Annotated in this window: 13 protein-coding genes; 10 read left to right on the top strand and 3 right to left on the bottom strand. The window is 76.0% G+C overall.

Annotation, left to right across the window (positions count from 1 at the left end):
* Nucleotides 1–98: 98 nt before the first annotated feature.
* A complete protein-coding gene (mshC, locus tag GJV82_RS10545) occupies nucleotides 99–1,373 on the top strand; it encodes a cysteine--1-D-myo-inosityl 2-amino-2-deoxy-alpha-D-glucopyranoside ligase (protein ID WP_318657507.1) in 1,275 nt (424 codons plus the stop codon).
* 79 nt (nucleotides 1,374–1,452) lie between these two features.
* Here mshC and GJV82_RS10540 read toward each other — a convergent pair whose 3' ends face one another.
* Nucleotides 1,453–2,319 carry a PAC2 family protein gene (locus GJV82_RS10540; protein WP_024840174.1) on the bottom strand — a complete coding sequence of 289 codons (867 nt, stop codon included), beginning with the start codon at nucleotides 2,317–2,319 and terminating at the stop codon, nucleotides 1,453–1,455.
* A gap of 151 nt (nucleotides 2,320–2,470) precedes the next feature.
* Between GJV82_RS10540 and GJV82_RS10535 the strand changes: the two genes are divergently transcribed.
* On the top strand, nucleotides 2,471–3,214 hold the full coding sequence (locus GJV82_RS10535; RefSeq protein ID WP_024840175.1) for an HAD family hydrolase: 744 nt from the start codon (nucleotides 2,471–2,473) through the stop codon (nucleotides 3,212–3,214).
* A 60-nt stretch (nucleotides 3,215–3,274) separates the two neighbouring features.
* Here the strand turns inward: GJV82_RS10535 and GJV82_RS10530 are convergent, their stop codons facing one another.
* Together GJV82_RS10530 and GJV82_RS10525 are read right to left on the bottom strand one after the other, a co-directional pair.
* Nucleotides 3,275–5,497, bottom strand: a complete 2,223-nt coding sequence (locus GJV82_RS10530; RefSeq protein ID WP_155099185.1) for an alpha/beta fold hydrolase — start codon at nucleotides 5,495–5,497, stop codon at nucleotides 3,275–3,277.
* A 40-nt stretch (nucleotides 5,498–5,537) separates the two neighbouring features.
* Entirely contained in the window at nucleotides 5,538–6,632 is a 1,095-nt protein-coding gene (locus GJV82_RS10525) for a class I SAM-dependent methyltransferase (RefSeq protein ID WP_155099184.1), read from the bottom strand.
* Nucleotides 6,633–6,757: 125 nt separating this feature from the next.
* Between GJV82_RS10525 and GJV82_RS20755 the strand changes: the two genes are divergently transcribed.
* The 8 genes from GJV82_RS20755 to prcA all read left to right on the top strand — a co-directional run bounded on the left by GJV82_RS20755 (nucleotide 6,758) and on the right by prcA (nucleotide 17,675).
* Nucleotides 6,758–9,484 carry an ATP-binding protein gene (locus tag GJV82_RS20755; RefSeq protein ID WP_155099183.1) on the top strand — a complete coding sequence of 909 codons (2,727 nt, stop codon included), beginning with the start codon at nucleotides 6,758–6,760 and terminating at the stop codon, nucleotides 9,482–9,484.
* Nucleotides 9,485–9,535: 51 nt separating this feature from the next.
* Nucleotides 9,536–10,714 carry a site-2 protease family protein gene (locus tag GJV82_RS20750; RefSeq protein ID WP_024840179.1) on the top strand — a complete coding sequence of 393 codons (1,179 nt, stop codon included), beginning with the start codon at nucleotides 9,536–9,538 and terminating at the stop codon, nucleotides 10,712–10,714.
* 206 nt (nucleotides 10,715–10,920) lie between these two features.
* Complete coding sequence (locus tag GJV82_RS10510) at nucleotides 10,921–11,952, top strand: tRNA (adenine-N1)-methyltransferase (protein ID WP_376739796.1); 1,032 nt, start codon at nucleotides 10,921–10,923, stop codon at nucleotides 11,950–11,952.
* Between the two features lie 182 nt (nucleotides 11,953–12,134).
* Nucleotides 12,135–13,793: a proteasome ATPase gene (gene arc, locus GJV82_RS10505; RefSeq protein WP_024840181.1), complete on the top strand. Its 1,659-nt coding sequence runs from the start codon at nucleotides 12,135–12,137 to the stop codon at nucleotides 13,791–13,793.
* Nucleotides 13,794–13,936: 143 nt separating this feature from the next.
* Complete coding sequence (dop, locus tag GJV82_RS10500) at nucleotides 13,937–15,574, top strand: depupylase/deamidase Dop (protein ID WP_034603909.1); 1,638 nt, start codon at nucleotides 13,937–13,939, stop codon at nucleotides 15,572–15,574.
* A gap of 151 nt (nucleotides 15,575–15,725) precedes the next feature.
* Nucleotides 15,726–15,926 (top strand): ubiquitin-like protein Pup, encoded by a 201-nt coding sequence (locus GJV82_RS10495; protein ID WP_024840183.1) that lies wholly within the window; start codon nucleotides 15,726–15,728, stop codon nucleotides 15,924–15,926.
* 19 nt (nucleotides 15,927–15,945) lie between these two features.
* Complete coding sequence (gene prcB, locus GJV82_RS10490; RefSeq protein WP_024840184.1) at nucleotides 15,946–16,881, top strand: proteasome subunit beta; 936 nt, start codon at nucleotides 15,946–15,948, stop codon at nucleotides 16,879–16,881.
* A complete protein-coding gene (gene prcA, locus GJV82_RS10485; protein ID WP_024840185.1) occupies nucleotides 16,878–17,675 on the top strand; it encodes a proteasome subunit alpha in 798 nt (265 codons plus the stop codon). The genes prcB and prcA overlap by 4 nt, the downstream gene beginning before the upstream one ends.
* Nucleotides 17,676–17,681 lie beyond the last annotated feature (6 nt).

Here is a 17,681-nt window from a genome sequence, read left to right as displayed (position 1 = left end):
GCACGGACCTGCCCGGTCGCCGTCGGGCGCGGCGCCGCGCCTCGCCCGCGTGCCGGACGGCGGTCCGACGGCGGCGCCCCGGCGGCTAAGGTTGACGCGTGCACAGCTGGCCCGCCCCGCAGATCCCCGAGCTCCCCGGACGAGGCCTCCCGGTCCGGGTGCACGACTCGTCGACCCGCGAGCTCGTCGTCGCCGCGCAGGGGGAGGACGCCACCCTCTACGTGTGCGGCATCACGCCCTACGACGCGACCCACATCGGCCACGCCGCGACGTACGTCGCGTTCGACCTCCTCGTGCGCGCGTGGAAGGACGCCGGCCACACCGTGCGCTACGCGTCCAACGTCACCGACGTCGACGACCCGCTGCTGGAGCGTGCCGCCGCGACCGGCGTCGACTGGCGTGCGCTCGCCGTCGAGCAGACGGCGCTGTTCGCCGAGGACATGACGGCGCTCGGCGTCGTCCCGCCGGACGTCTACGAGGGCGCGGTCGAGACGATCCCCGCCGTGGTCGAGGCGGTCACGCAGCTCCTCGACGCCGGGCTCGCCTACCGCGTCCCCGTCGAGCCCGGCGCGGGCGGCACCGACCCCGGCCTCGGCGACGTGTACGCCGACCTCTCGGCGGACGCCGGCTTCGGCTCCGTCTCGCGCCTCGCGCGCGACGTCATGCAGCACCTGTTCGCCGAGCGCGGCGGCGACCCCGACCGCGAGGGCAAGAAGGACCCGCTCGACCCGCTGCTGTGGCGGCGCGAGCGGCCGGGCGAGCCCGCGTGGGACGGCGGCGCGCTCGGCACCGGGCGTCCCGGCTGGCACGTCGAGTGCGCCGTGATCTCGCGCGACGGTCTCGGCCTCCCGTTCGACGTCCAGGGCGGGGGAGCGGACCTGCTGTTCCCGCACCACGAGATGTCGTCGTCGCACGACCGCATGCTGTCCGGGGGCGGGGCGCCGCGCGCGCACGTGCACGCCGGCCTCGTCGCGTACGACGGCGAGAAGATGAGCAAGTCGCGCGGCAACCTCGTGCTCGTGTCCACCCTGCGCGCCACGGGCGTCGACCCGATGGCGATCCGCCTCGCCCTCCTCGCGCACCACTACCGCGGCGAGTGGGAGTGGACCGACGACGACCTGCCCGCGGGTGCGCGCCGTCTCGAGACCTGGCGCGACGCCGTCTCCGGCAACGGTGGGCCCGACGCGACGGCGACGCTCGCCGCCGTGCGCGCCGCGCTCGCGGACGACCTCGACGCGCCCGCGGCGCTCGCGGCCGTCGACGCGTGGGCCGCCGAGTCGCTGCGTCCCGGCCGGGACACGTCCGGCGACGACGAGGGGGCTCCCGGCGTCGTCGCGCGGGCGGTGAACGCGCTGCTGGGCGTCCGGCTCTGAGGCCGCACGCGCCCGCCGTCGTCGAGGGCGGGCGGCGCGGTCCCCGCGACCGGGGCGTCCCCGGATCGCGCCCGGGGTGTCAGACGGTCGGGCCCTTGCCCGGGTTGCCGCGGTCGCGACGGCGCAGGTAGCGCTCGAACTCGCGCGCGATGGCCTCGCCGCTCGCCTCGGGCAGCTCGGCCGTGTCCTTGGCCTCCTCGAGCTGCTGCACGTACTCGGCGATCTCGGCGTCCTCCGCCGCGAGCTCGTCGACGCCGTGCTGCCACGCCTCGGCGTCCTCCGGCAGGTCCCCGAGCGGGATCGGCTCGGACAGGAGCTCCTCGATGCGCGCGAGGATCGCGAGCGTCGCCTTGGGCGACGGCGGGTGCGCGACGTAGTGCGGCACGGCCGCCCACAGCGACACCGACTGCAGCCCGCGCTCCGCGGCGGCGTGCTGCAGCACGCCCACGATGCCGGTCGGCCCCTCGTAGGTGCTCGGCTCGACGTCGAGCACGGCCTGCAGGCCCACGCTCTCGGACGTCGCCGTCATGGGGATCGGGCGCGTGTGCGGCACGTCCGCGAGCAGCGCGCCCAGCGTCACGACCGTGCGCACGCCGTGCTCCTCCGCGATGTCGAGGAGCTCGCGGCAGTACCGGCGCCACCGCATCGACGGCTCGATGCCGTGCACGAGCACGACCCGGCGCCCCGTGGGGGACAGCACCGCGGACGCGATCGTCGTCGTCGGCCACGTGATCTCGCGGCGCCCCTCGTCGTCGGTCGTCACCACGGGGCGGTTCACCTGGAAGTCGTGGTACTCCTCCGGGTCGAGCTCGTCGACGTCCTCGGCGCCCCACACCTCGTGCAGGTGCTGGAGCGCGGCCGTCGCGGCGCTCCCCGCGTCGTTCCAGCCCTCGAACGCCGCGATCATCACGGTCTGCCGGGTGCCCTCGGTCGCGTTCTCGGTCATCGCCCCAGCCTATGCGGCCGGGCCCGGCGACGGCGGGGCGGGTTCGCGCGTGGCGTAGCCCACGTCGGCGCGCGGCGCCGCCCGCGTAGGGTGGAGGAGCCGGGCGGTCGCCGCCCGCGCCCCTCTCACCCCCGTTCCCTGGAGCTCCACCGTGACGTCGCACGCCCCTGCCGAGACCGCCCCCGCCGACCGCACGCTCCCGCAGGCGGTGCTGTGGGACATGGACGGCACGCTCGTGGACACGGAGCCCTACTGGATCGCCGCCGAGCACGAGCTCGTCGAGGCCCACGGCGGCACGTGGACGCACGAGGACGCGATGTCGCTCGTCGGGAACCCGCTGCGCGAGTCGGCGAAGGTGCTGCGCGACCGCGGTGGCGTCGACCTCCCGGTCGACGAGATCGTCGCGTTCCTCATCGGTCGCGTCATCGACCAGGTGCGGGTCGAGGTCCCGTGGCAGCCGGGCGCGCGCGAGCTGCTCGCCACGCTGCGCGACGCGGGCGTGCGGTGCGCGCTCGTCACCATGTCCTACCGCGAGCTCGCCGCCCCGGTCGCGGACCTCGCCCCCGAGGGCGCGTTCGAGGTGCTCGTGTGCGGGGACGAGGTCGAGCGCGGCAAGCCCGACCCCGAGCCGTACCTGCTCGCCGCGCGGCGGCTCGGCGTCGACGTCACGCGCTGCGTCGCGGTCGAGGACTCGCCCGCGGGCATCGCGTCCGCGCGCGCGTCCGGCGCCGCCACGCTCGGCGTGCAGGCAGTCGTCCCCGTGCCGGCGGCGCCCGGCCTGAGCCGGACGCCGTCGCTCGAGCGCGTCGACCTCGACCTGCTCGCGCGGCTCGTCGCGGGCGAGGTCGTCGACCTCATGGCCGACGACGCGGTGCCGGAGGCCGTCGCCCCCTGACGCCGACGCCGGCGGCGACCTCGACGGGGCCGGGGACCCGCCCGGCGCACGCGGCGCGGCCTACAGCAGCTCGGCCAGCATCGCGGCGGCGCGGGCGGCCCCGTCGGTCTCGACCGGCAGGACGGTCCGGGGAAGCGGACCGCCGGCGCGCCCCGTCGCGAGCTCGGCGGCCATGGCCGCGGCGAGGGCGTCCGGGTCGCACGCCTGCGCGTACTCCACGCACCGGCCCGCGCCGTACCGCTCCAGCCGGTGGCGCACGTGGACGTTCTGCTCGAAGTGGTGCCGCAGAGGCACGTAGAGGAACGGGCGCCCGGCGGCCGCGAGCTCCATGCACGTCGTCAGGCCGCCCTGCACCACCGCGAGGTCGCACGCGCCCAGGTACCGGTGGAGGTCGGGCACGTACCCCCGGTAGGTGACGCCGCGCCGCCGCGGCAGGCTCGCGGGGTCGATCCGCGGTCCGGTCACGACGAGGACGCGCAGCCCGTCGACCAGCCGGCGCGCGAGCGGGACGGCGTCGAGCACGTGGCGCAGGAGCGGCGCGCCGACGCCCGACCCGCCGACGGTGACCACGCAGAGCACGTCGTCCGGGCCGTACCCGAGCCCGTGCCGCAGTGCCGCGCGCTCGCCCGCCGTCGGGGGCACGAAGCCCGTGACGTACCCGGCGAAGTCGAAGTTCGCCTCGGTCCACTCCCGGATCCCCGGCAGGCCCGGACCGAACGGGAGGTCGACGACGTCGGCCGGGTTCCCGACGAACACGGACCGGTCCCGGACCCGCCGGTAGCGGGCGCGCTGCTCGATCATCTCGGCGTTGCGGTCGGCGGTGAGCGCGGCCTCCGCGGCGCCGCCGTCGGGCATCGGCACCCAGCCGACGAAGTCGGTCATCCACGCGAACGAGAACCGCTTGAGCTCCGGGTTCTCGTGGAGGAAGTGGTCGACGTCCCACGCCTCGTCGCCCACGACGAGGTCGTAGCGGCCCCCCTCGACGACGTCCGCGAAGACCATGAAGTTGCTCACCATGAGCTCGTCCATCCGGCGGATCGCCTGGAAGGCGTGCAGGTCGTGGTCGGCGGACTCGTCCTCGACGTGGGCCGACTCGTTCGCGAGCCACGCCGAGGCGGGGTGCACGCGCTCGCCGGCGTCGGCGAGCACGCGGGTCACGGGGTGCTGGGTGAGCCAGTCGATCTCGAGGTCCGGGTGGTGCTCGCGCAGCGCGCGGGCCACGGCGAGGTCGCGGCGGGCGTGGCCGAGACCGATCGGGGAGGACAGGTAGAGCGCACGCCGGTGGCGGCTCGGCGCGCGCGTCCACGTGCGCCGGCGGGCGCGGGGGACCGTCGCGGCGGGGACGGTCCGCTCCACGAACTCGCGCAGGAGCAGGTTGATCCGGACCGGGTCGCGTGCGGGCAGGCCGTGCCCCGCGCCCTCGACGAGGACGAGCTCGCCCCCGGTGAGCTCGGCGAGCCGCTCCCCGACGGCGGCCGGCCGGATCGCGTCCTGCTCCCCGTGCACGACGAGCACGGGGCACGTGACCCGCGCGCACACGGGCTCGAGGGGCGTGCGGGTCGCGCCGTCGAGCCCGAGCCGGCCGGCCGTCGTGTCGGCGAGCGTGCGCGGGCTGATCTCGTGGGCCCAGCGGACGACGTCCTCGACCTGCTTGGTGGAGTGCGGCTCCGTGAACATCCTCCGGGCGAAGAAGTCGACGTAGTCGTCGTACCCGCCGCCGAGCCAGTACGCCCGGTTGTACTTGGCCCAGCCCTCGGTGGTGTCGTGGCGGGTGTCCCAGGCGTACCGCTCGCGCTCCGGCGCGGCGACGGCGAGGTCGCACGACGCGGCGATGGCGACGACGCCCTGCACGCGGTCGGGGTGGTCCGCGGCGAGGTGCACCGCCCACGCCGCGCCGCTCGAGTACCCGACGACGACCGCCCGCTCGGTGCCCGTGGCGTCGAGCACGGCGGCCGCGTCGGCGGCGTACTGCACGTCGGCGTAGGCCGCGGCGCCCTCGGGGCGTCCGGCGGCCCCGCTGCCGCGGCCGTCGAACGTGACGACGCGCAGGTGCCGGGCGAGGAAGGGGACCTGGGACTTCCAGAACCGTGACGGCACGAGCGACCACGTGGGCAGCAGCAGGACGGTCGGCCCCGAGGTGCCGTGCACGGCCCAGGGGAGCGCGACGCCGTCCCGGACGACGACGCCGGTCCGGTCGGGCGGCCGCACCGGAGCGGGCCAGGGACGGCCCTCCGGCTCACGACGGCCCGTCATCCGTGCAGTCTCCTCCGGTGCAGCGCTCATGCCCACCCCTCCTTCGCTCGTGGCGACGGTCGGCCCGGAATCAGGGCCGGATCTCCAGCACGCGGTTGAACGGCGTCTCGGCGACGGACGCGAACCGCCCGAACCCGCCCGCCGTCGCGACGTCCCGGATCCGGGCGGGGCCCGCCTGCGTGCCCAGCGCGACCCCGACGTCCTGCGACAGCGACGCGGGGGTGCACAGCAGCGTCGAGAAGCCGTAGTACGCCCGGCCGACCGGGGTGAGGTTGTCCTCGACGTGGTCCCCGGCCATCGGCTCGACGACCATCCACGTGCCGTCCGGGGCCAGGGCGCGCCGGACCTGCTCCGCGGCCCCGACGGGGTCGCCCATGTCGTGCAGGCAGTCGAACATCGTCACGAGGTCGAAGCCCGTCCCGGGCAGCTCCTGGGCCGGGGCGACCTCGAACCGCACCCGGTCGGCGACCCCCGCCTCCGCGGCCCGCTGCCGCGCGACCGCGATCGACTCCGGGTGGTAGTCGGATCCCACGAACGTCGACCGCGGGAACGCCTGCGCCATGAGGATCGTCGAGGCGCCGTGCCCGCACCCGACGTCCGCGACGAGCGCGCCCTGCTCGAGCTTGGCGACCACGCCGTCGAGCGCGGGCAGCCACTCGGCGACCAGGTGGGCGTGGTAGCTCGGTCGGAAGAAGCGCTCGCACCCGACGTGGACGTCGGTGACGTGCTCGTGCCACCCGTAGCCGCCGCCGCTGCGTGCCGCGTCGAGGACGTGGTCGACGTCGTGCACGGTGCCGAGCGCGAGCTGGAAGAGTCCGGGCAGGAACGCCGGGCTGTCCTCGACCGTGAGGGCCACGGCCTGCTCCGGGGGGAGGGTGTACCGGCCCGACGCCGGGTCGTACGTCACGTAGCCGCCCGCGGCCTGGGCGTTGAGCCACTCCCGTGCGTACGGCTCGGCCGTCGCGCTGCGCTCGGCGAGCTCGGCCGGCGTGGTGGGGCCGTGCGCGGCGAGGTCGCGGTAGTACCCGAGCTTGTCGCCGAGGACGACGAGCGCGGCGTTGAGGGTCGCGCCCACCTCGTCGACCGCACGGAGCACGAAGCCCATGAGGGCGTCGGTGTCGAGCGCGGGGGGCGGGGTGGTCGCGGTGGTGGTCGACTGGCTCATCGGAGGTCTCCTGTCGTGTCCGGTGCCGGCGGGGTGCCGACACCGCCGAACGTAGGGACCGGCGCCCGGCGCCCGCGTCAGGTGGCCCCCCTGGTCCTGCGGCCGCCCGCTCCTAGACTGGCCGGGTGGTGCTCGTCGGCAGGGCCACCGAGCAGGAGACGCTCGCCCGTCTCCTCGCGTCCGCGCGGCTGGGCCGCGGCGGCGCGCTCGTCGTCGCGGGCGAGCCCGGCGTCGGCAAGTCGGCGCTGCTCGCCGACGCGCTCGACGGGGCGGGCGCCGACGGCGGCGTCCGAGTGCTCGGGACGACGCCGGCCGAGACCGAGCAGGACCTCGCGTTCGCGGCGCTCCACGCGCTCCTGCGCCCCGCGCTCGGGCTGCTCGACGACATCCCGGCTCCGCAGGCGGCCGAGCTCGGCGCCGCGCTGAGCCTGCGGCACGGGAGCGGGCGCGACCGGTTCGCCATCGGCGCCGCGACCCTCAGCCTGCTCAGCCGGTTCGCCGAGGACGGCCCGGTCGTGCTCGTGCTGGACGACGTGCAGTGGGCCGACCGCCCGTCGGTCGACGCCCTGGCGTTCGCCGCCCGACGCCTGCGCGACGACCCCGTCGCCGTCCTCCTCGCGGGCCGCAGCGGCGAGCTCCCCGACGCCGTCCTCGCGCTGCCCCGCCTCGACCTGGCCGGGCTCGACCCCGGCGCCACGGCGACGCTGCTCGCCACGGCCTTCCCAACCGGGACCGCACGCCCGCCCGACGTCCTGCACCGCGAGACGGGCGGGAACCCGCTCGCGCTCCTCGAGCTCGCGGGCGACCCGGTGGACGCCGCCGCGGGGCTCGACGCCCCCGGGCTCCCGCGCGCGCTGCCCGGGCGGCTCCAGCGGGCGTTCGCGCGGCGCCTCGACGCGCTCCCCGCCGAGGCACGGGCGGTCGCGCTCGTCGCCGCGGCGGCCGACGGGGACCTGCGCCTGACGCGCGCCGTGTGCGCGCGCCTCGACCTCGACCCGGCGCGCCTCGACGACGCGGAGCGTGCCGGGCTGCTCTCCGCCGCGGACGGGCGCGTCGTGTTCCGCCACCCCCTGCTGCGCGCCGTCGTGCACGGCGACGCCGAGCCCGCGCTGCGCCGCCGCGTCCACCGCACGATCGCGGACGAGCTCGGGCCCGCCGACGAGGACCGCCGCGCCTGGCACCGGGCAGCCGCCGCGACCGGTCTCGACGAGGGCGTCGCGGGGGCGCTCGCGGCCGTCGGCGACCGCGCGTCGGCGCGGACCGCGTTCACCGTGGCGTCCACCGCGTACGAGCGCGCCGCGCGGCTGAGCCCCGACGCCGGGGACGCACGGTCCCGGCTCGTCGCGTCCGCGCGCGCCGCGTGGTCGGGCGGGCAGCCCGGCCGCGCCCTGGCGCTCCTCGACGAGGCCGAGCCGCCCGCGGGCCCGTGGTCGGTGGCCGGCGCCCAGCTGCGCGCGACCGTCGCGCTGCGCGCCGGTTCGGTGCGCGACGGCCTGGACCTGCTCGAACGTGCCGCGGACCTCGCGGGCGTCGACGACGGGGTCCTGCTCCTCGCCGAGGCGTGCCGGGCGTCCATGTACCTCGTGGACACGGTCGCCCTGCACCGCGTCGAGGAGCGGCTCGCCGCCGCGCTGCCCGAGGCGACGAGCCCGGTGTCCGGGGCGGTCGGCCTGGCCGCGTCCGGTGCCACCGGGGTCCTGCTCGGCCGCGACACGACCGACCGGCTGGCCGCTGCCGTCGGGCGCCTCGCCGCCGTCGACCCGCTCGCGCACCCCGCCGCGCTGCCCTGGCTCATGCTCGCACCCCTGTTCCTGCGCGACCGCGAGCGCGGCGCCGAGCTGCGGGCCCTCGTGGACGAGGTGCGCACGCGCGTGGGCGTCGGCGCGCTCCCGGACGTGCTCTTCCACGTGGCGCGCGACCAGGCGACGTCCGACGCGTGGGACCGGGCCGCCGCCAACTACGACGAGGCCGCGCGGCTGGCGCGCGAGACCGGGCAGGGCGGCGAGCTCGCGATGGCGCTCGCCGGGCTCGCGAGCCTCGAGTCGCGCACGGGCCGCGGCGCGGCGTGCCGCGAGCACGCGGCGGACGCGACCGTCCTCTGCGAGGAGCGGTCGATGCGCTTCGGCGTCGTCTGGTGCGAGCTCGCGCTCGGCGACCTCGCGCTGTCCGAGGGGGAGTCCGGCGAGGCCGTCGACCGGCTCACCGCGCTCGCCGCGACGCTCGACGAGCGGGGGATCGGCGACCCCGACCTGCATCCCGGCCCCGAGCTCGTCGACGCCCTCCTGCGGACCGGTCGTCCCGCGCCGGCCCGAACGGTCGCCGAGCGCTTCGCGGACGCCGCCGCGGCCACGGGCCGGCCGTGGACTCGCGCCCGCGCCGACCGCGCGCTCGCGCTCGTCGTGCCCGACGACGACGAGGCCGACCGGCTCTTCGCCTCGGCGCTCGCGCACCACGCGCGCACGCGCGACGTGTTCGAGCGCGCGCGCACGCAGCTCGCGCACGGGATGCGGCTGCGGCGCAGCGGACGGCGCGTCGCCGCACGGGCCGCGCTGCGCGACGCGTGGGACACGTTCGACGACCTCGGCGCGCAACTCTGGGGCGCGACCGCGCGGACCGAGCTCGAGGCGACCGGCGAGCACGTCGTGCCCCGCGAGCGGCACGGGCCCGGCGCGCTGACGCCCCAGGAGCTCCAGGTGTGCCTGCTCCTCGCCGACGGCCGCACGACGCGCGAGACGGCCGCCGCGCTCTTCCTCAGCCCCAAGACCGTCGAGTACCACCTGCGCAAGGTGTACACGCGGCTCGGCATCCACTCGCGCGACGAGCTCGCGGCGGTCCTCGCGGACGCGGGATGAGCCGCGCCGCCCGCGTCGCCGCGGCCGCGCACGAGCGCTTAGGCTTCCCGGGTGGACGGACCCGAGCCCAGAGCCCCCCGCACGCCCGCACCGGCAGGCCCGCGCACGAAGGGCTGGGTCATCGGCCGCGTCGTCGGCGCCCCGGTGATCCTCACGCCGTCGTGGTTCCTCGCCGCCGCGATCCTCACCGTCCTGTTCGCCCCGACGGTGCAGCGGCTCGCGCCGCACCTCGACGCCGAGATCTACCTCGTCTCGTTCGCGTTCGTGCTGCTGCTCTTCGCGTCCGTGTTCCTGCACGAGGTCGCGCACGCGGTCGTCGCCCGCGCGCGGGGACAGCACGTCACCGAGCTCGCCGTCACGCTCTGGGGCGGGCACACGGCCTACTCCGGCACCGCGTCGCGGCCCCTCGACGGGTTCCTCATCTCCGTGGTCGGCCCGCTGACCAACCTCGCCCTCGCCGTCGTGTTCTGGCTGACGTTCCAGGCGCAGCCGACGTTCACCGTGCCCGCGCTCCTGCTGTACGCGGCCGCGTTCTCCAACGCGTTCGTCGGCTTCTTCAACCTCCTGCCCGGGCTCCCGCTCGACGGCGGCCAGATCCTCGAGGCGGCCGTGTGGGCCGCGACGGGCTCGCGGACCAAGGGCACCGTCGCCGCGGGCTGGGTCGGGCGCGCCGTCGCGGTCGGCGTCGTGGCGTGGGCGCTCCTGTGGCCGCTGTCGTACGGCGCGCGCCCGGACCTGTGGACCGTCGCGTGGGCCGCGCTCATCGGCGCGTTCCTCTGGAGCGGCGCCGGCCAGGCCATCGCGGTGGGCCGCACGCGCGAGGCCGTCTCGGGGCTCACCGTCCGGGGCCTCGCCCGTCCCGCGGTCGCCGTCCCGTCGACCGCCACGGTGGGCGCCGTCGGGCGCTCGGTGGCGCTCGCGGGCGGTCCGCACGTCGTCGCCGTCCTCGTCGACGGCGCGGGCGGCCCCGTCGGGTACGCGGACCCGTCCGCGGCGGCGGCCGTGCCGCCCGACGCCGCCGAGACGACGCCCGTCGGCGCCGTCGCCGTCCCGGTGCCCGCGGGCGCGACGATCGACGCCGCACTGCAGGGCCAGGACATGCTCGCGGCGCTGTCCCGCGTCGGGCGCGAGGCCGCGGTCGTCGTCGTGACCGACGGCGGCCGCGTCGTCGGGGCGCTCGAGGTGGCCCGGGTCGTCGCGGCCCTGCGCGACGCGCAGCGCGGCCGCTGAGCGCGGCGTCGTCCCGAGGCCCCGGGCCGGGCCCGGCGCCACCGCCGCCGCGGCCCGTAGGATGGTCGCCCGTGACCTCCGAGCCCACCCCCACGCCCGGCCCCCCGACCCCGACGCCCGGACCGGGGGACGCCGCCGCCCCGGCGCGCGCCGCGTCCGACCGACCCGCCGCGACGGGCGCCGACGAGCGCCGCGGCCCGCTGCGCGTGGGCGACAAGGTCCAGCTCACCGACCCGCGCGGGCGTCTGCACACCATCACGCTCGCCCCCGGCGCGACGTTCCACACGCACAAGGGCTACCTGCGCCACGACGACCTCATCGGCCGGCCCGAGGGCAGCGTCGTGCGCAACACGGCCGAGATCGAGTACCTCGCGATGCGTCCGCTCCTCGCGGACTACGTGCTGTCGATGCCGCGCGGCGCCGCCGTCGTCTACCCCAAGGACGCGGGGCAGATCGTGGCGATGGCCGACATCTTCCCCGGCGCGCGCGTCGTCGAGGCGGGCGTGGGCTCGGGCGCCCTCACGATGTCGCTCCTGCGCGCCGTCGGGGACGCGGGCGAGCTGCACTCGATCGAGCGCCGCGAGGACTTCGCCGCGATCGCGCGCGGCAACGTCGAGACGTTCTTCGGCGGCCCCCACCCCGCGTGGACGCTGTCCGTCGGCGACCTCGCCGACGTCCTGCCGACCGTCGCGCAGGACGGCACCGTCGACCGCGTCGTCCTCGACATGCTCGCGCCCTGGGAGAACCTCGACGTCGTGGCGCGCGCGCTCGTGCCCGGCGGCGTGCTCGTCTGCTACGTCGCGACCACGACGCAGCTCTCGCGCCTCGCGGAGGACCTGCGCGCCGACGGCCGCTACGCCGAGCCCGTCGCGTGGGAGTCCATGGTGCGCGGCTGGCACCTCGAGGGACTCGCCGTGCGGCCGCAGCACCGCATGATCGGGCACACCGGCTTCCTCCTCACCGCGCGACGCCTCGCCGACGGCGTCGCCCCGCCCGAGCGCAAGCGCCGCCCTGCGAAGGGCGCGTACCCGACCGACGCCGAGCAGTGGTCGCCCGAGGAGCTCGGCGAGCGCCCGGTGTCGGAGAAGAAGATCCGCCGCGTGCGCCGCGACGTCGGCCAGGCGCCCGAGCAGGACGCCGCGACGGCATCCGCAGACCCCGCCGTCGACGCCGCCGCGGGCGAGCCCGGGGACGGCGTCGAGCAGGCCGGGAGCGCGCCCGACGTGTCGGGGTCGTGACGGTCGGGTAACGATCGGGACCCGGTCGTCTCACCCTGGGTGTCGTCCGTGTGCACGGGCCAGAATTGTGCCTAAGGTCTACACCCGACCGCCGGACGGTGGTCGGCACGGGTGCCCTCCGCGGGTCCGCCGTCCGCCGTCCACCGCGCGGTCGGCCGAGCGCCGGCGAGAGGGGACACCCGATGAGCGAGACATTCGGCCGTAGCGACGAGGCCCCGCAGAGCAGCGCGCGAGAGCTCGCGCTGCTGTCCGCGAAGAACGAGAGGCTCGCCGAGGCGCTGCGTGCCGCGCGCGACCAGATCCTCGACCTCAAGCGGCAGATCGACGACCTCGCCAAGCCCCCGGGGACGTACGCGGTGTTCCTCGCCGCGCACCCGGACGGGTCGGTCGACGTGTCCGCCGCCGGGCGCAAGATGCACGTGGGCGCGAGCCCCAGCCTCGACGTCCAGCGCCTGCGCCCCGGCCAGGAGGTCAAGCTCAACGAGGCCATGACCGTCGTGGCCGCGGGCGGCTACGAGCGCACCGGCGAGATCGTCACCGTCAAGGAGGTCCTCGACGCGGACCGCGTGCTCGTCGTCGGCCGCGCCGACGAGGAGCGGGTCGTGCGGCTCGCCGGATCCGTCGCGCACTCCACGCTGCGCGTCGGGGACTCCCTCACCATCGACACGCGCAGCGGCTTCGTGTTCGAGGTGATCCCCAAGTCCGAGGTCGAGGAGCTCGTCCTCGAGGAGGTCCCGGACATCGCGTACGAGGACATCGGCGGCCTCGGCCCGCAGATCGAGCAGATCCGCGACGCCGTCGAGCTCCCGTTCACCCACCCCGACCTGTTCCGCGAGCACGGCCTGCACCCGCCCAAGGGCGTCCTGCTCTACGGGCCCCCCGGGTGCGGCAAGACGCTCATCGCGAAGGCGGTCGCCAACTCGCTCGCGCACACCGTCGCCAAGGCGCGCGGCGAGCAGGTCGCGGACGGCTCCGGCGCCGCGCGCAGCTACTTCCTCAACGTCAAGGGACCCGAGCTGCTCAACAAGTACGTGGGCGAGACCGAGCGGCACATCCGCCTCATCTTCGCCCGCGCCCGCGAGAAGGCGTCCCAGGGGACGCCCGTCGTCGTGTTCTTCGACGAGATGGAGTCGCTGTTCCGCACGCGCGGCACCGGCCTGTCGTCCGACGTCGAGACGACGATCGTGCCCCAGCTCCTCGCCGAGATCGACGGCGTCGAGCGCCTCGACAACGTCATCGTCATCGGCGCGTCCAACCGCGAGGACATGATCGACCCCGCGATCCTGCGGCCGGGCCGCCTCGACGTGAAGATCAAGATCGAGCGTCCCGACGCCGAGGGCGCCAAGGAGATCTTCGCCAAGTATCTCACCGAGGACCTCCCCATCCACGCCGCCGACCTCGCCGAGCACGGCGGCAACCAGCGCGAGGCCCTCGACGCGATGATCCGCTCCGTCGTCGAGCGCATGTACTCCGAGGACGAGGAGAACCAGTTCCTCGAGGTCACGTACGCCAGCGGCGACAAGGAGGTCCTGTACTTCAAGGACTTCAACTCCGGCGCGATGATCCAGAACGTCGTGGACCGCGCCAAGAAGTCCGCGATCAAGGACTTCCTCGCCACCGGCCAGCGCGGCATCCGCGTCGACCACCTCCTCGCGGCGTGCGTCGACGAGTTCAAGGAGAACGAGGACCTGCCCAACACCACCAACCCCGACGACTGGGCGCGCATCAGCGGCAAGAAGGGCGAGCGCATCGTCTTCATCCGCACGATCGTCCAGAAGAAGGGCGAGGGCGGCTCCCCGCGCACCATCGACACGGTCACCAACACCGGCCAGTACCTGTAGCCCGTCCCCGACGCCCCGGCACGTCCGCCCGACGCGCCGGGGCGTCGTCGTGCGGCCGGGGCGCCGGGCGGTGCCTGCGGTGGACGGCGCCGCGGGGCGTCGGGGGACCGGCATAGGGTGAGCGCGTGAGCGTTCGACGGGTCATGGGGATCGAGACCGAGTACGGCGTCCTGCAGCCGGGGAAGCCGATGGCGAACCCGATGCTCCTGTCGAGCCAGGTCGTCACGACGTACCGGGCGCTCGTCGCGCGCGGCGACGGGGCGCGCGGGCGCGCGCGGTGGGACTACGACGACGAGGACCCGTTGCAGGACGCGCGCGGGTTCCACGTGCCGCGCGCGTCGGCCCACCCGTCGCTGCTCACGGACGACCCGACGCGCCCGGCGCCGTCGGGCCCGGTCGCGGAGGCGGGGGCCCACGAGCCCGCCGAGGGGTCGTTCCAGGAGGTCGCGCGGCCCACGACGGAGGAGTACGACGACCCGAGCGCGGCGAACGTCATCCTCACGAACGGCGCGCGGCTCTACGTGGACCACGCCCACCCGGAGTACTCGTCGCCGGAGGTCACGGTCCCGCACGACGTGGTGGGCTGGGACGTCGCGGGGGAGCGGGTCATGCTCGCGGCGTCGCGCGAGCTCGACCAGGTGCCGGGCGGCTCGGTCGTGCTGTACAAGAACAACGTCGACGGCAAGGGTGCGAGCTACGGCACGCACGAGAACTTCCTCGTGGACCGTTCCGTGCCGTTCGGGGTGCTCGTGGAGATGCTCACGCCGTTCCTCGTGACCCGGCAGGTCTTCGCCGGCTCGGGGCGGGTGGGCCTCGGCCCGACGGGCGAGGAGCACGGGTTCCAGGTCTCGCAGCGCGCGGACTACGTCGAGGCGGAGGTGGGGCTCGAGACGACGCTGCGCCGCCCGATCGTCAACACGCGCGACGAGCCGCACGCCGACCGCCAGCGCTGGCGCCGGCTGCACCTCATCATCGGCGACGCCAACATGCTCGAGACGGCGACGTACCTCAAGACGGGCACGACGTCGCTCGTGCTGTTCGTCGTCGAGCACCTCGAGGAGCTGGGCGCGGCGGTGCGGACGCGGCTCGCGGCGCTGCGCCTCGCGGACCCCGTCGGGGACGTGCAGCGCGTGAGCCGCGACCTCGACCTCACGACGCGGCTCGCGCTCGCGGACGGGCGCCGGCTGACGGCGATCGAGGTCCAGCGCGAGTACCTGGACGTGGCGCAGGACGCGGCCGAGCGGCTCGCGGGGACGGACGGCGTCGACGCCCCGACGCGCGACGTGCTGGCGCGGTGGCGCTCGGTGCTCGACCGCCTCGCGACGGACCGCGACGCGTGCGCGCGCGACGTGGAGTGGGTCGCGAAGCTGCGGCTGCTCGACCGGCTCCGGGAGCGCGACGGGCTCGACTGGGGCCACCCGCGCCTCGCGGCGATGGACCTGCAGTGGTCGGACGTGCGCCCCGAGCGCGGCATCTACCACCGCCTCCTCGCGGCGGGCGCGGTGGACCGGGTCGTCACGGAGCGCGAGGTCGGCGCGGCGGTGCACCACGCCCCGGAGGACACGCGCGCGTTCTTCCGCGGCGAGGTCATGGCGCGCTACGGCGACCAGGTCTCGGCGGCGAGCTGGGACTCCGTGATCTTCGACGTGCCGGGCGCGCCGTCGCTGCAGCGCGTGCCGATGATGGACCCGCTGCGCGGGACGCGCGCGCACATCGGCGCGCTGCTCGACGCGAGCCCGGACGCGGCGTCCCTCCTGGCGGGTCTGGCGGGCCCGTCCTGAGCCGCGGCGACTAGGCTGGACGCACGACGGCGCCCGCCCCGCGTGGAACGGGCGCCGCGTGCGAGCAGGGCCGGGAAGGGCGCGAGCCCGGACCGGGTTGGAACGGACAGAGCGTCGGCGCGGCACCGGGCCGACGGACGAGGAGGCAGTCATGGCGGGCACCGAACGCACCCACGCGTCGCACGAGGACCGGCGTCCTGACGACGAGCCCGAGGGCCCGGAGGTCCCGACCGCGCCGCAGGCGCAGTCGCGCGACGCCGAGGTCGACGCCCTCCTCGAGGAGATCGACGAGGTGCTGGAGACGAACGCGGAGTCCTTCGTCCGGGGCTTCGTGCAGAAGGGCGGCGAGTAGGAAGGGTGACGGCAACTCGATGAGCACCGACCAGCCCGGGCGACTGCCCGACGCGTTCACGACCCCGGGGTCGTCGTCGTTCCTGGACTTCCTGGCCGGGCACGCGCCCGACCTGCTGCCGTCGCAGCGCGTCGCGGCGCACGGCGTCGGCGGCACGGCGCCCGACGCGCCGCACGCGACGACGATCGTCGCGCTGACGTTCGGCGCGGAGGGCGTCGCGGGCGGCGTCGTGATGGCGGGCGACCGCCGCGCGACGATGGGCTCGATGATCGCGAACCGCGAGATCGAGAAGGTCTTCCCGGCCGACGAGTACTCCGCGGTGGGGATCGCCGGCACGGCGGGCATCGCGGTCGAGCTCGTGCGCCTGTTCCAGCTGGAGCTCGAGCACTACGAGAAGATCGAGGGCGCGCTGCTGTCCCTGGACGGCAAGGCGAACCGCCTGTCGACGATGATCCGGCAGAACCTCGGCCTCGCGATGCAGGGCCTCGCCGTCGTGCCGCTGTTCGCGGGCTTCGACCTGGACCGCGGCGCCGGGCGCATCTTTTCCTACGACGTGACCGGCGGCCGGTACGAGGAGCGCGCCTACCACTCGGTGGGGTCCGGCTCGGTGTTCGCGCGCGGCTCGCTGAAGAAGCTGTGGCGCACGGAGCTCGACCGCGCCGCGTCGGTGCGCGTCGCGGTCGAGGCGCTGTACGACGCGGCGGACGACGACTCCGCGACGGGCGGCCCGGACCCGGTGCGCCGGATCTGGCCCGTCGTCGCGGTCGTGACCCGGGACGGCTACGAGCGCGTCCCGGACGACGAGCTCGCCGCCGTCGTCGAGGAGATCGTCGCGGAGCGCTCGGGGACGGGCGTGCCGCGTCGCCGACCCGCGGTGACCAACGCCGAGGCGGTGCCGCACGACCAGCCGCACGACCTGTCGCAGGGCCCCGCGTCGGGAGGTGACGCCGAGTGAACATGCCCTTCTACGTCTCGCCCGAGCAGCTCATGAAGGACCGGGCGGACTTCGCGCGCAAGGGCATCGCGCGCGGCCGGTCCGTCGTGGTCCTCGCGTACGAGGACGGGATCGCGTTCGCGACGGAGAACCCGTCGCGCGCGCTGCACAAGATCTCGGAGATCTACGACCGCATCGCGTTCGCCGCGGTCGGCAAGTACAACGAGTTCGAGAACCTGCGGGTCGCGGGCGTGCGGTACGCGGACCTGCGCGGCTACTCGTACGACCGGACGGACGTCAACGCGCGCGGCCTCGCGAACGCGTACGCCCAGACGCTCGGCACGGTCTTCACCACGGAGTCCAAGCCGCTCGAGGTCGAGCTCGTCGTCGCCGAGGTGGGCCGCACGGCCGCCCAGGACCAGCTCTACCGGATCTCGTACGACGGCTCGGTCGCCGACGAGCAGGGCGTCGTCGTCATGGGCGGCCAGGCCGACCAGCTGGGCAGCGTCCTGCGCGACGCGTGGCAGCCGGGCCTCGGGCTCGGGGAGGTGCTGCGCCTCGCGGTGCGCGCGCTCGGCTCGGGCGGCGACGGCGACGAGACGCGGGCCATCCCGGCCGCGCAGCTCGAGGTCGCGGTCCTCGACCGCACCCGTCCGCGCCGCGCGTTCCGCCGGCTCTCCGGCTCGGCGCTCGAGGAGCTCCTCGCGGCGGGCGACGACGCGACCACCGGCGACGGCGCGCCGTCCGACGGCGGCCCGTCCGACGGCGCGCCGGACGACGCGAGCGGCGCGGGCGCCGCGACCGACGAGGGGTAGGACCGC

This window comes from Cellulosimicrobium composti (assembly GCF_009711085.1).
GTDB classification, from domain to species: Bacteria; Actinomycetota; Actinomycetes; order Actinomycetales; family Cellulomonadaceae; genus Cellulosimicrobium; species Cellulosimicrobium composti.
Note: the sequence above shows the minus strand (reverse complement) of the source record. Positions and strands in the feature narration are given on the sequence as shown.

Coding starts and splice junctions, on each gene's coding strand:
- GJV82_RS10540 (WP_024840174.1), bottom strand. CDS start 2,319: ATGACCGAGAACGCGACCGAGGGCACCCGGCAGACCGTGATGATCGCG.
- GJV82_RS10530 (WP_155099185.1), bottom strand. CDS start 5,497: ATGAGCGCTGCACCGGAGGAGACTGCACGGATGACGGGCCGTCGTGAG.
- GJV82_RS10525 (WP_155099184.1), bottom strand. CDS start 6,632: ATGAGCCAGTCGACCACCACCGCGACCACCCCGCCCCCCGCGCTCGAC.
- arc (WP_024840181.1), top strand. CDS start 12,135: ATGAGCGAGACATTCGGCCGTAGCGACGAGGCCCCGCAGAGCAGCGCG.
- dop (WP_034603909.1), top strand. CDS start 13,937: ATGGGGATCGAGACCGAGTACGGCGTCCTGCAGCCGGGGAAGCCGATG.
- GJV82_RS10495 (WP_024840183.1), top strand. CDS start 15,726: ATGGCGGGCACCGAACGCACCCACGCGTCGCACGAGGACCGGCGTCCT.
- prcB (WP_024840184.1), top strand. CDS start 15,946: ATGAGCACCGACCAGCCCGGGCGACTGCCCGACGCGTTCACGACCCCG.